The 12,174-nt window shown below is 65.3% G+C and carries 14 protein-coding genes; 11 read left to right on the plus strand and 3 right to left on the minus strand.

Going from position 1 to position 12,174, the window contains the following annotated elements; translation table 11 throughout:
- Positions 1-11 precede the first annotated feature (11 nt).
- From ung to HNO51_RS09485, 3 genes are all read left to right on the plus strand, one after another.
- A complete protein-coding gene (ung, locus tag HNO51_RS09475) occupies positions 12-695 on the plus strand; it encodes a uracil-DNA glycosylase (protein WP_197450747.1) in 684 nt (227 codons plus the stop codon).
- A 114-nt stretch (positions 696-809) separates the two neighbouring features.
- Positions 810-1,439 carry a uracil phosphoribosyltransferase gene (gene upp, locus HNO51_RS09480; protein ID WP_197450748.1) on the plus strand — a complete coding sequence of 210 codons (630 nt, stop codon included), beginning with the start codon at positions 810-812 and terminating at the stop codon, positions 1,437-1,439.
- A 142-nt stretch (positions 1,440-1,581) separates the two neighbouring features.
- Complete coding sequence (locus HNO51_RS09485; protein ID WP_197450749.1) at positions 1,582-2,826, plus strand: uracil-xanthine permease family protein; 1,245 nt, start codon at positions 1,582-1,584, stop codon at positions 2,824-2,826.
- Between the two features lie 44 nt (positions 2,827-2,870).
- Here the strand turns inward: HNO51_RS09485 and HNO51_RS09490 are convergent, their stop codons facing one another.
- The gene (locus HNO51_RS09490) at positions 2,871-3,452 is read right to left on the minus strand and encodes a cupin domain-containing protein (RefSeq protein ID WP_197450750.1); all 582 of its coding nucleotides are present in this window, start codon (positions 3,450-3,452) and stop codon (positions 2,871-2,873) included.
- Positions 3,453-3,594: 142 nt separating this feature from the next.
- Between HNO51_RS09490 and mobA the strand changes: the two genes are divergently transcribed.
- The 6 genes from mobA to HNO51_RS09520 all read left to right on the plus strand — a co-directional run bounded on the left by mobA (position 3,595) and on the right by HNO51_RS09520 (position 7,583).
- On the plus strand, positions 3,595-4,224 hold the full coding sequence (gene mobA / locus HNO51_RS09495) for a molybdenum cofactor guanylyltransferase MobA (protein WP_197450751.1): 630 nt from the start codon (positions 3,595-3,597) through the stop codon (positions 4,222-4,224).
- Positions 4,224-4,802: a molybdopterin-guanine dinucleotide biosynthesis protein B gene (mobB, locus tag HNO51_RS09500; protein ID WP_197450752.1), complete on the plus strand. Its 579-nt coding sequence runs from the start codon at positions 4,224-4,226 to the stop codon at positions 4,800-4,802. The genes mobA and mobB overlap by 1 nt, the downstream gene beginning before the upstream one ends.
- Positions 4,803-4,859: 57 nt before the next feature.
- Positions 4,860-5,669, plus strand: a complete 810-nt coding sequence (gene moaC / locus HNO51_RS09505) for a cyclic pyranopterin monophosphate synthase MoaC (protein WP_197450753.1) — start codon at positions 4,860-4,862, stop codon at positions 5,667-5,669.
- Between the two features lie 8 nt (positions 5,670-5,677).
- Entirely contained in the window at positions 5,678-6,142 is a 465-nt protein-coding gene (gene moaE, locus HNO51_RS09510; protein WP_422674267.1) for a molybdopterin synthase catalytic subunit MoaE, read from the plus strand.
- Entirely contained in the window at positions 6,126-7,139 is a 1,014-nt protein-coding gene (gene moaA / locus HNO51_RS09515; RefSeq protein ID WP_242597240.1) for a GTP 3',8-cyclase MoaA, read from the plus strand. The genes moaE and moaA overlap by 17 nt, the downstream gene beginning before the upstream one ends.
- A 153-nt stretch (positions 7,140-7,292) precedes the next feature.
- Positions 7,293-7,583 (plus strand): H-NS family histone-like protein, encoded by a 291-nt coding sequence (locus tag HNO51_RS09520; RefSeq protein ID WP_111412080.1) that lies wholly within the window; start codon positions 7,293-7,295, stop codon positions 7,581-7,583.
- Positions 7,584-7,702: 119 nt separating this feature from the next.
- Here HNO51_RS09520 and HNO51_RS09525 read toward each other — a convergent pair whose 3' ends face one another.
- Positions 7,703-9,286 (minus strand): ribonuclease J, encoded by a 1,584-nt coding sequence (locus HNO51_RS09525; protein WP_197450994.1) that lies wholly within the window; start codon positions 9,284-9,286, stop codon positions 7,703-7,705.
- A gap of 243 nt (positions 9,287-9,529) precedes the next feature.
- On the opposite strand from HNO51_RS09525, the gene purU reads away from it, so the two are divergent.
- Together purU and HNO51_RS09535 are read left to right on the plus strand one after the other, a co-directional pair.
- Positions 9,530-10,384: a formyltetrahydrofolate deformylase gene (gene purU, locus HNO51_RS09530; RefSeq protein WP_197450755.1), complete on the plus strand. Its 855-nt coding sequence runs from the start codon at positions 9,530-9,532 to the stop codon at positions 10,382-10,384.
- Between the two features lie 21 nt (positions 10,385-10,405).
- Complete coding sequence (locus HNO51_RS09535) at positions 10,406-11,077, plus strand: energy-coupling factor ABC transporter permease (RefSeq protein ID WP_197450756.1); 672 nt, start codon at positions 10,406-10,408, stop codon at positions 11,075-11,077.
- Positions 11,078-11,081: 4 nt separating this feature from the next.
- On the opposite strand, the gene dinB is transcribed toward HNO51_RS09535, so the two are convergent.
- A complete protein-coding gene (dinB, locus tag HNO51_RS09540; protein ID WP_197450757.1) occupies positions 11,082-12,131 on the minus strand; it encodes a DNA polymerase IV in 1,050 nt (349 codons plus the stop codon).
- Between the last annotated feature and the right edge of the window lie 43 nt (positions 12,132-12,174).

The raw sequence follows: 12,174 nt of genomic DNA on the forward strand, positions 1-12,174 counted from the left end.
AAGAGCGAATCATGAGCTGCCCGTTGCCCGATAGTTGGCAGCGCTGGCTGGGGGGCGAATTCGAAGCCCCCTACATGCAGGCGCTGCGTGATTTCCTGGCCGCCGAGAAGGCCGCCAGGAAGGTGATCTACCCCCACTCGTCGAACTGGTTCCGTGCCTTCGAGCTGACACCGCTGGAGCGGGTCAAGGTGGTGATCCTGGGGCAGGACCCCTACCACGGGCCCGATCAGGCTCACGGGCTGTGCTTCTCAGTGTTGCCGGGGGTGGCGACGCCGCCCTCGCTGGTCAACATCTACAAGGAGCTGGTCGCCGACGTCGGCTTCCAGCCGGTCGACCACGGCAACCTGGAGTACTGGGCGCGGCAGGGCGTGCTGCTGCTCAACACCTCGCTGACGGTGGAGCAGGGCAACGCCGGCTCGCACCGGGGCAGGGGCTGGGAGACCTTCACCGATCGTGCCATCGAGACGGTCAACGCCCATGCGCCGCCCTCCGTCTTCCTGCTGTGGGGCAGCCATGCCCGGCAGAAGAAAGCCCTGATCGATACCTCGCGTCATCTGGTGCTGGAATCGCCGCATCCTTCGCCGCTCTCCGCGCACCGGGGCTTCTTCGGCAATCGCCATTTTTCCCGGGCCAACGCCTTTCTCGAGGCGAAGGGGCGCGAGCCGATCGACTGGCAGCTTCCCGCTGTGCCCTGAGGTGTCGAGCCGGCATGGCCGATGCCTTAACCTGCCCGCGGGTTGCAGGTAAAATGCCGCGACTCGTCCCTGCGACGAAGGTCGCCACTTTCATCCCACGCCGAGAGGTCCGTCATGAGCGTCCATGCCATCCAACATCCGCTGGTCCAGCACAAGCTCGGGCTGATGCGCGAAGCCGGCATCAGCACCAAGAGCTTTCGCGAGTTGGCCGGTGAGCTGGCCAAGCTGCTCACCTACGAGGCGACCAAGGACCTGGAGCTGGAAGCGCAGGAGATCGGCGGCTGGAGCGGCAAGCCGATCCCGGTGAAGCTGCTCAAGGGCAAGAAAGTGACCATCGTGCCGATCCTTCGCGCAGGCCTCGGCATGCTCGATGGCGTGACGGACCTGATCCCGAGCGCAAGGATCAGCGTGGTGGGGCTCTATCGCGACGAGGAGACGCTCGAACCCGTGCCGTACTTCGCCAAGTTTGCCAACGATCTTGACGAGCGTATGGCGATCGTCATCGACCCGATGCTGGCGACCGGCGGCACCATGGTGGCGACGCTCGACATGCTGCGCGAGCGCGGCTGCCAGCAGATGAAGGTGATCGTGCTGGTGGCGGCTCCCGAGGGTATCAAGCGGGTACAGGACGCTTATCCCGACATCGAGATCTACACCGCCGCGGTGGACGATCATCTCGACGAACACGGCTATATCGTCCCCGGTCTCGGCGATGCGGGGGACAAGATCTTCGGAACGAGGTAATTTTTGCCATCAACCTGCCTGCGCTCGGCGAGGTTCATCGGCAAAACACAAGAGGCTGCCCCTGAGATCGCGATCCAGGGGCGTTTTTCTGGGCTGGGATGCCTTCATTCGAACGAACGACACAGAAGAAGGATAGCTTCGCATGAACGAACACGTGGCGACTGCGCAGGCGCCGACCCAATCCTTGCCCAGGCTGCTCCTGACCGGGGCGCAGATGCTCTTCGTTGCCTTTGGTGCCCTGGTGCTGGTGCCGCTGTTGACTGGGCTCGATCCCAGTGTGGCGCTGTTCACCGCGGGGATCGGTACCCTGGTATTCCACGGCGTGACCCGGGTCACCGTGCCGGTGTTCCTGGCCTCGTCATTTGCCTTCATCGCACCGATCCAGGGGTCGGTAGCCAATTTCGGGGTGCCGGCGACCATGGGCGGGCTGATGGCGGCGGGGCTGGTCTACGTGGCGATCTCCCAGGCGGTGCGCATGAAGGGCACGGCCTGGCTGCATCGCCTGCTGCCGCCGGTGGTGGTGGGGCCGGTGATCATGGTGATCGGGCTGGCGTTGGCCCCGGTGGCGGTGAGCATGGCCACCGGCGAGACCAGCGACCATATCGACTACGGTCCGGCGTTACTGCTATCCATGGCCAGCCTGCTGGTGACGCTGGTGCTGGCGGTGTTCGGCCGCGGCCTGCTGCGCCTGGTACCGATCATGGGCGGCATCCTGGTGGGCTACGCCATGGCGCTGATGATGGGGCTGGTGGACTTCGCGCCGGTGCGCGAGGCGGCCTGGCTGGCCATGCCTGCGTTCACCGCGCCGAGCTTCCACTGGGCGGCGATCCTGTTCATGATCCCGGTGGCCATCGCCCCCGCCGTCGAGCATATCGGCGACATGATCGCCATCGGCTCGGTCACGCGCAAGAACTACCTGGAGAAGCCCGGGCTGCACCGCACCCTCCTGGGCGACGGCCTGGCGACCTCCGCCGCGGCGCTGTTCGGCGGCCCGCCCAATACCACCTACTCGGAGGTGACCGGGGCGGTGACGCTCACCCGCGCGTTCAACCCGAAGATCATGGTGGTAGCGGCCTGCTGCGCCATCGGGCTGGCGTTCGTCGCCAAGCTCGGAGCGGTGCTGCAGACCATTCCCGGGCCGGTGATGGGCGGCATCATGACGCTGCTGTTCGGCTCCATCGCGGTGGTCGGCATGAACACCCTGGTGCGCGCCGGTCACTCCCTGACGGCGCCGCGCAACCTGGTGGTGGTCTCTCTGATCCTGGTGTTCGGTATCGGTGGCATGCAGTTCGGCGGTGGTCAGTTCACCCTGCAGGGCGTGAGCCTGGCCGCACTGGTGGGTATCGTGCTGAACTGGGTGCTGCCCGGCGCCGAAGAGGAGAACTGAGCTTCGTTCGAAAGTCGGTGAGCGCAGCCGGTTTTCCGCCGAGTTCAAGCGTGATGCAGCTCCCTGCCGCCCTCGGAAAAGGTCGGCGGGGAGTTGGCGCTGACGATCACGCACTCCTCCTCGCCTACATTGCGGAAGCGGTGCGGCAGGCGTGAATCGAAGTAGTAGGCATCGCCGGTGCGCAGCAGCCGGGCTTCACCGGCCACGGTGAGCTCGATCTCGCCGGCCACCACCACGCCGCCTTCCTCGCCGTCGTGCTCGAGCATTTCGTCCCCGGTATCGGCCCCGGGCGGGTAGCGTTCATGGATGATCGACATGCTGCGGTCGGGGCGGCGTGCCGCCACCAGGCGCCACGAGAGGTGACCGTCGCCGATCTCGGTGAGCTCCTCGGCGGGATAGAAGGCGCGCGGCGGTGAGGGTTCGTCGCCGGCGAAGAAGGCGCTGATCGACACCGGCATGGCATCGAGTATCTTCTTCAGCGAGCTGACCGATGGGCTGACGCTGTTCTGTTCGATCAGCGAGATGGTACTGTTGGTGACGCCGGCGCGCTTGGCCAGCTCGCGTTGGGACAGTTTGCGTGCCTTGCGCAGCTCGCGCAGGCGTGTGCCCACATCAAATCCTTCCATCGTCAGGTCCAGGGTCGTTCGATTTGTTTGACACATGATACCTGCTGCAGCCGTCATGCATAAGATGATCCGGATCATGACGTGCTGGCGATTGGCTCGCGAGCCATGGCACCGGCGTGCCGGCTGAGGCATCATGGAGGGTATGTGCGAACGTCCCGCCCTCAGCGTACCGAATCCATCGACCGACATCACCGGCCTGATCCTGGCCGGCGGCCGAGGCCGCCGCATGGGCGGGCGCGACAAGGGGCTGGAGCGGCTGGACGGGGTGACACTGGTCGACCATGTCCGGGCTCGCCTGGTGGGCAACGTCGCGGAGCTGTTGATCAGTGCCAACCGCCACCTGGCGCGCTACCGGGGCCTGGCCGATCGTGTCGTGACCGATACCGAGGGTGGCTTTCAAGGGCCGCTGATGGGGATCTACAGCGGGCTGTGTGCCGCCCATACCCCCTGGGTGCTGGTCGTGCCCTGCGACACGCCGATGCTTCCACGCGACCTCGTGGCCAGGATGGCGGCCGGCATCGGCGGCCATCGCATTGCCGTGGCCCATGACGGGGAGCGTCTGCACCCGGTCGTGGCGCTGCTGGAGCGGGCCCTGGCGGCAGACCTGCATGCCGCCTTGGTGGCGGGGGAGCGCAAGGTCGGCCGCTGGTACGAGCGCCACGCCTGGACCCGCGTGGATTTCAGCGATTGCCCCGAAGCCTTCGGCAATCTCAATACCGAAGAGGACAGACGGCGCCTGGAGACGCGCCTGAACGAGGAGAGTCGACCCTGATGTCACGTCCGCTGCACGGCCCGCTGAACCTCGACGATGGGCTGCCGCTGCTCGGCATTGCCGCCTGGAGCGGCACCGGCAAGACCACGCTGCTGGAAGGCCTGTTGCCCCGCCTGGCGGCACGCGGCTTGCGTGTCGCCGTGATCAAGCACGCGCATCATGGTTTCGATGTCGATCAGCCGGGCAAGGACAGCCACCGCCTGCGCCAGGCCGGTGCCGCGCCGATGTTGGTTGCCTCCCGTGCCAGGTGGGCCATGATGATGGAGACCCCTGGGTTGGAGGAGGCCGACCTGGCGCAGCTGATCGAGACAGTGCGCGGACAGGATCCCGACCTGGTGCTGGTGGAGGGATTCAAGGCCTGGCCCCTGCCCAAGCTGGAGCTCTACCGCGAGGAGCTCGGCAAGACACTGCGCGTGGCGGAGGATCCCTGGGTCAAGGCGGTGGCCAGCCAGCCACCCGTCAGCGTACCGGCCGGTGTCGATTGGCTCGACCTGGGCGATCTGGAGGCCATTGCCGAGTGGGTCAGCGCCTGGCCGGCGCGCTGGCCGTCGGAGCGGGCGCCGCGCTGCCTGGCCTGAGCGAGCGTCCGCTTGCCACGAACCGCATTCGATCAACCGATACCGAGGCTGCTTCACATGAGTCTGACCCATCTCAACCAGCGCGGCGAAGCCCATATGGTCGATGTCGCCGACAAGGCGGAGAGTCGCCGTGAGGCAACCGCTTCCGGCCACATCCAGATGAAGCCCGCGACGCTGGCGCTGCTGGTCGAAGGCGGGCTGCCCAAGGGCGACGTCCTGGCCACCGCACGTATCGCCGGCATCCAGGCGGCCAAGCGCACCCACGAACTGATTCCGCTGTGTCATGCGTTGCCGCTGTCGAAGGTAACGATCGATTTTCATGTGGACGAGGAGAACGCCCGGGTCGAGGTCATTGCCTCATGTCGCCTCAATGGTCGAACCGGCGTGGAGATGGAGGCTTTGACGGCGGTGTCGGTGGCCTGCCTGACGCTCTACGACATGTGCAAGGCGGTGGACAAGGACATGGAGATCGGCGCCATCCATGTCGATGCGAAGCGTGGCGGAAAGTCGGGCGACTACCAGCGGCAACCCAGTGCCGCGACGACGCCGATCGTTACCGGCCAGGGCGCCGTGGGACAGGTCTCGGTGGGTACCCGCTGCGATATCGACTCTCCCTGCGTCAGGGTGAAGTTCCTCGCCGAACTGCGCGAGCGGCTGGGGGTCAGCGATCTCACCCTGCCGCTCGATACCCTCCCCAGCACCGATGTCGGCGGACTCAAGAATGCACTGGTGAAACGGGATTCGCGCTTTGCGCGCCTTGGCGAGGGGCGGGTGCTGTGCGCCGTGAACCAGGTCATGGCACTGGACGCGACGCCGATCACCAACGACGATGAAGTGGCATTTTTCCCGCCGGTAACGGGAGGCTGAAGGTGACGATCCGAGTTCAGCAGGCCGCCTTCGATGCCGGCAGCGAACAGCGACAGCTGCTACAGGGGCGTTCGGACATCGGGGCTGTGGTCAGCTTCACCGGGCTGGTACGCGACTTCAACGAGCGTCCCGACGTGAACGCGCTGACGCTGGAACACTACCCGGGCATGACCGAGGCCGCGCTAGGCGATATCGTGGCCGAAGCCGAGTCACGCTGGCCGCTCCAGGGCGTGCGCCTCATCCACCGGGTTGGCCGTCTTTCCCCCGGTGACCCTATTGTCCTGGTGGTGGTGGCCAGTGCCCATCGACGTGCGGCCTTCGAGGCGTGCGACTTCATCATGGATTACCTCAAGACTCGCGCGCCTTTCTGGAAAAAGGAGCACAGCATCACCGGAGATTACTGGGTTGCCGAGCGTGAGTCGGACCACCGCGATGCCAGCCGCTGGGAGAGCGAAAATGACAAATCTTCCTGAGACCTTGCCTTCGGAATTGGTCGACGGTTTCGGTAGGCGGGTTCGCTATGTACGGATCTCCGTCACCGACCGCTGCGATTTCCGCTGCGTCTACTGCATGAGCGAGGAGATGACCTTCCTGCCGCGTGCGCAGATCCTGACCCTCGAAGAGCTGGGCATGGTGGCGCGGGCGTTCGTCGAGATGGGCGTGGAGAAGATCCGCCTGACAGGCGGTGAGCCCCTCGTGCGGCGGGGTATCGACCAGCTGATCGAGCAGACCAGTGCGCTTCCCGGGCTGCGCGACCTGGCCATGACGACGAACGGGGCGGGGCTCGTCAAGCACGCCAGGCGTCTGCGTGAGGCCGGCCTGGGTCGGCTTAATATCAGCCTGGATACGCTCGATCCCGAGCGTTTCCGACGGCTGACGCGCACCGGCGACCTGACACGCGTACTGGAGGGCTTGCAAGCGGCCAAGGAGGCCGGTTTCGCGCAGATCAAGCTCAATGCCGTGATCCTCAAGGGGCGCAACGACGATGAGGTGCTCGACCTGGTCGAATTTGCCAGAGCCCAGGGGGTCGACCTGAGTTTCATCGAGGAGATGCCGCTGGGGGATGTATCCGATCACTCCCGTGCCGAGACCTTCTGCTCGAGCGATGAGGTCAAGGCAGTGATCGAGCAGCGCTACGAGCTGATTCCCACTGCCGAGTCGACACTCGGGCCATCGCGCTATTTTCGCATGGCCGATAGTGCCAGCCGTATCGGTTTCATTTCCCCGCACAGCCACAACTTCTGCGCCAGCTGCAATCGCGTGCGTGTCACGGCCGAAGGGCGGTTATTGCTCTGCCTGGGCAACGAGCACTCGGTCGATTTACGCGCCGTGCTGCGCCAGCACCCGGGCGACCTCGATGCCTTGAAGCGGGCTATCGTCGCGGCGCTGCCGCTCAAGCCCGAACGCCACTATTTCACCACCGACGGTGACGTCCAGATCGTTCGCTTCATGAACATGACCGGCGGCTGAGCGCCTGCAAGAAGGCGGCTATTCCGCGTTCTCTTTCCCGATTATCCTCCTCGCGTTCGCGTGGACTTTTCTTGCCAATTCGGCAAATCGGCATATACTTTTGACGAGTGAGCCTTAGGGCTGACTCGTCGTTTTCTTGCATGGAGGAGGCCAATGTCCAGCGAAACCCTGGAGCGTATCGCCCGTAACAAGAACGTGGCTCGTGCCGCGGCTCGCCAGTTGAGCATGGAGCAGCTGCACAAGCTCTCCGATGTGATCGGCGAGGTCATCGAGCAGAAAAATGAAGAGGAGAAGCTCCGCAAACAGGAAGAAGCGGACAAGGAAAAGAAACTGGCTGAGATCCGCGAGGCCATGAGTGATGCCGGTCTCTCCGTGGAAGATCTCGTAGGGGAACAGCCGCGCCGCCGGCGTGGTCGTCCGCCCAAGAATGCCAGCGGTTCGTGATCCGGTCGGACCCGAATCGTCTGCTCGCGCAACGCGGGTCGGGGGAATGCATGAGGCGTCACCCCCGACCTGTTGACCACATCTTGCCCCGCCTCGGGCCGGTCATGGTCCGGTGGGAATCAGCGGTAGGCCGGTACCTCCACGGGGATCAGCTGGAGGTGAACGTCCGGTAATTGGCGAAGGTGCTGTCCCAGCCAGGAGGTAATGAGAGGCTGCAGGGCGGTACGGAGTTCGGCCAAGGTTTCCGCCTCGACTTCTTCCAGGCGCTCGTCCAGCCATTCGGTGAAGCTCTCTTCGTCCATGGCGCTGACTCGATGCGCGTCCATCATCAGGCGTCCGATACGTGTCCATCCGGTTCTCGTCGAGGCGACCGACAGGGCGAGGTGCAGGATGCCGTGGCGCGGCGAACCATGCTCGGCGGTAAGCCCCGGAAGGGGCGTAACGGCATTCTGGCTGACGATGCAGGGTCGCTGAGGGTGTCTCGATTCCAGCGTCAGCCCCTCGCCATCGAGGCGAATCAAGTCGCCATTGACCGGCGCCAGGGGGGCCTGTATTCCCATCGCTTCCGCCACCTCCTGGTGCGCCTGCTGGTGACGACGCTCGCCATGTACCGGCAGTAGATGACGTGGCTTTATCCAACCATAGAGGGTGCGCAATTCGTCCTGGGCGGGATGGCCTGAGGCGTGAAGTTCGGGGTGGTTGAATTCGTCCCACACCGCCACGTCGAGATGACTCAGGGCATGCTTCAGGCGCTCGATCTGGCGCTCGTTGCCGGGAATCGCCTTGGCCGAGAAGAGAACGGTATCGCCTGCCATCAGTTCGAAACTGGGATGCCGGCCGTTGGCCAGCCGGCTGAGGGCGGCGCGTGGCTCGCCCTGGCTGCCGGTGGCGATGACCAGGACTTCCGTCGGAGGGAGATAGCCAAGATCGCTGGTCGGTACCAGCGCCGGCATGTCGTCCAGGTAGCCGAGGCCTCGGGCTACCGCCACCATGCGCTCCATGGCCCGACCCATCAGGCTGACCCGGCGCCCGCAGCGCTCGGCGGCTCGGGCCACGGCCAGCACGCGGGCCAGGTTGCTGGCGAAGCAGCTCACCACGACGCGCCCCGTGCACTGGGCGAGGCGGTGTTCGAGCGCCCTGGCCACTTCGCCTTCGCTGCGCGAGTGCCCCGGCATGGGGGCGTTGGTGGAGTCGCCGACCACCAGGTCCACCGGCGCCAGGGCACGAAACAGTGCACCCTTGACCGGTGGGCCGATCAACGGCTCCGGGTCGAGCTTCCAGTCGCCGGTATGCAGCACGCGGTAATCGCCGACGGCGATCAGCAGGGCGCAGCTCTCGGGGATGGAGTGCGTCAGCGGCAGGTAGCGCAGGGTGAAGGGGCCGTTCTCCAGGGCTTCGCCAGGCTCGATCACACGGATGGCGTCGACGGCGAGGCCGCGCTCGTGAAACTTGGCCCGCAGCAGGCCGGCCGCCAGCGGAGTGGCGTATACGGGACATTGCCACTTGGGCCACAGCCAGGCGGCAGCGCCGATATGATCTTCGTGTCCATGCGTGATGATCAGCGCCGAGGGGCGGATGTCCAGCGCCTCGGGCGTCTCGAGACTGGGTACCTGTAGCGGGGAATCCGGCAAATCCTGGCGAATCATCATGCCGCAATCGACGGCAATCCAGTCGTTCTCATGCCCGTAGAGCCCCAGGTTCATGCCGATCTCGCCGCAGCCCCCCAGTGGCAGGAAGTAAAGCGGGGAGCGGCGGCGGGGACGAATCGTGGCGTGAGTCGAAGGCATCGGCAAATCTAGACCAGACAATGGAAACTTCACTATACGGATCGTCGCGACCCTCCACAATGCGATGCCGGTGGCGTGTGCGGGAGCAGGCGTGTCGCGGGTCTGCCGAGTTCGCTACAATGCGTGCTCTTCGAACACCGCTCCGTACCAGGTTGGCCCATGTCCCACTATTATCGACTCGTCGTTTCCTGCCCCGACCGCCGCGGCATCGTGGCCCGCGTCTCCGGTTTCATTGCTGGTCACGGCGGTTCCATCACGGAAGCCAGCCAGCACTCCGACCTTGAGGCCGGACGCTTCTTCATGCGCTACGAGATCCTGGCCGACTCCATCGGCATGACCGCCGCCGAGTTGCAGGAGGCCTTCGAGCCTGTGGCGCGGGAATTCGACATGGAATGGGCGCTGCGCGATACGCGCCGTCGGCCGCGGGTGGTGCTCATGGTCTCGCGGGAATCCCACTGCCTGGTCGACTTGCTGTACCGCTGGACGGCCGGTGAGCTGGAGGGCGACATCGTCGGTGTGATCTCGAACCATGACGACATGCGCAGCATGGTCGAGTGGCATGGCCTGCCCTATTACCACGTACCGGTTGGAGCCGATGACAAGAGCGCAGCCTTCGCTGAAGTCGAGCGACATGTGGAGGCAATGGAGGCCGACATCGTGGTGCTCGCCCGCTACATGCAGATCCTGCCGCCGCGGTTGTGTGAGCGCTATGCCGGGCGGGTCATCAACATCCACCACAGTTTCCTGCCGTCGTTTGCCGGGGCACGGCCCTATCACCAGGCCCACTCGCGGGGCGTCAAGTTGATCGGTGCCACCTGTCACTACGTGACCGAGGAACTGGACGCCGGGCCGATCATCGAACAGGACATACACCGCGTGAGCCACTGCCACACGCCGCAGGACCTGGTGCGCTTCGGCCGCGACGTGGAGAAGGCGGTACTGGCGCGCGGCCTGCGCTGGCATCTGGAGGACCGGGTGCTGATACATGGCAACAAGACCGTCGTCTTCGCCTGATCCCTGACTGGTAGTGCGGCAATGACCTTTTCCGAGCCGATTCTGGCCCCCTGGCTGCTGATCGCATGCGGGCTGATCTCGCTGACGGTGCTGGGCCTGGCGCTGGTGCAGCGCCCTTGGCAGCCGCTGCTGGCCGACCACGGCCTGCAGCATCGCTGGCTGGCGGCCAGTGTGGCCGTCGTGCTGCTGTGGCAGCTCAGGGCCCAGTCGGTCGATTGGCTGGCGCTGCAGCTGATGCTGACGGCACTGCTGACGCTGGTCTTCAAGGCGCCGCTGGCACTGGTGACCAATCTGCTGGCCAACCTCTCGCTGGTCGCGTTGGGCAAGGCAGGCTGGCCTCTGCTCGGCGTCAACGTGCTGATTACCGGGTTGGTGCCGGTCCTGGTGATGGTGTCGATATGGCGCATCGTCGATCGCTACCTGCCCGACAACCTGATGATCTTTCTTTTCCTGTGCGGCTTCTTCGGTGCAGCGCTGGCGACGCTGGGCACGGGGCTTGCCGGTCTGGGGCTGGTCATGCTCGGTGCTACCGACCCGGATGCCGTCCATCTGGCCAAGGAGTACGCCCTGTTCCTGCCACTGCTGATGCCGTCGGAGGCCTTTCTCACCGGCATGCTGCTCAGCGTGCTGATGGTCTATCACCCCGACTGGGTCGCCACCTTCAACGACCACCGCTATATCGATACCAAGTGAATCTTTAAAACGGCAGGCTGAGCTGGCGCCGAGCATCGTCCGTCACCAGCCTGACTCCTACGCCGAGCAGCCGTACCGGGCGCGCGCGACGCGCCCAGGCCTGTTCCATCAGGGCAGCGAAATTTTCCAGGTCAGGCAAGCCGCCTCGTGAGTCGAGGGTGGTGAGGGAAAAGTCGTCGAAGCGTACCTTGACGAAAATGCCGGCGACGGGCGGATGCCCGTGGCGGGCGAGCCGGGCGTCGAGGCGCTCGCACAGCGGTGCTAGCTCGGCGTAGCAGAGCGCGAGCTCGGGCAGGTCGCTGGCGAAGGTGGTCTCCGCGCTCACCGACTTGCGTTCGCGCTCGATGCGCACCGGCCTGTCGTCAATGCCTCGCGCGAGTTCGAACAGGCGTCGGCCGAACTTGCCGAACTCCTGCAGCAGGCGTTCCAGCGGCATTGTCTGCAGATCGCTGCAGGTGTCGATGTCGAGCGCCTGCAAGCGCTTGGCCGTGGCCGGGCCGACGCCGTGCAGCTTGGTGACCGGAAGTTGGCGCACGAAGTCGTCCACCTGGGAAGGGGAGATGACGGTCAGGCCGTCGGGCTTCTCCCAGTCGCTGGCGATCTTGGCCAGAAACTTCGACGGGGCGGCGCCTACCGACACCGTGATGCCGACGCGCTTCAGGCACTCCTCCTTCAGCCAGCGTGCCATCCAGGTGGCGCTGCCCGAGAAGCGCGTCACCTCGGTGACGTCGAGAAAGGCCTCGTCCAGTGACAGCGGCTCCACCAGCGGTGTCAGTTCGTGGAAGATCGCCGATATCTGGCGTGACGCTTCGCGGTAGCGGTCGAAATCCCCGCGCAGCAGAGTCAGGTGGGGGCACAGCCGCAGTGCCCGCGCCGTCGGCATGGCGGAGTGAATGCCGTAGGCACGGGCAGGGTAGTTGCAGGTCGCGATGACCCCGCGCCCCTCCGCACTGCCACCGATGGCCAGCGGTACCTCACGCAGCGCCGGGTTGTCACGCATCTCCACCGCGGCGTAGAAGCAGTCACAGTCGGCATGCAGAATCTTGCGGCTCATGGAGATTCGCCAGGACGTCGGAGCTGAGCGAGCGAAGGCCAGA

Source organism: Billgrantia sulfidoxydans, from assembly GCF_017868775.1.
Taxonomy (GTDB): Bacteria; Pseudomonadota; Gammaproteobacteria; order Pseudomonadales; family Halomonadaceae; genus Halomonas; species Halomonas sulfidoxydans.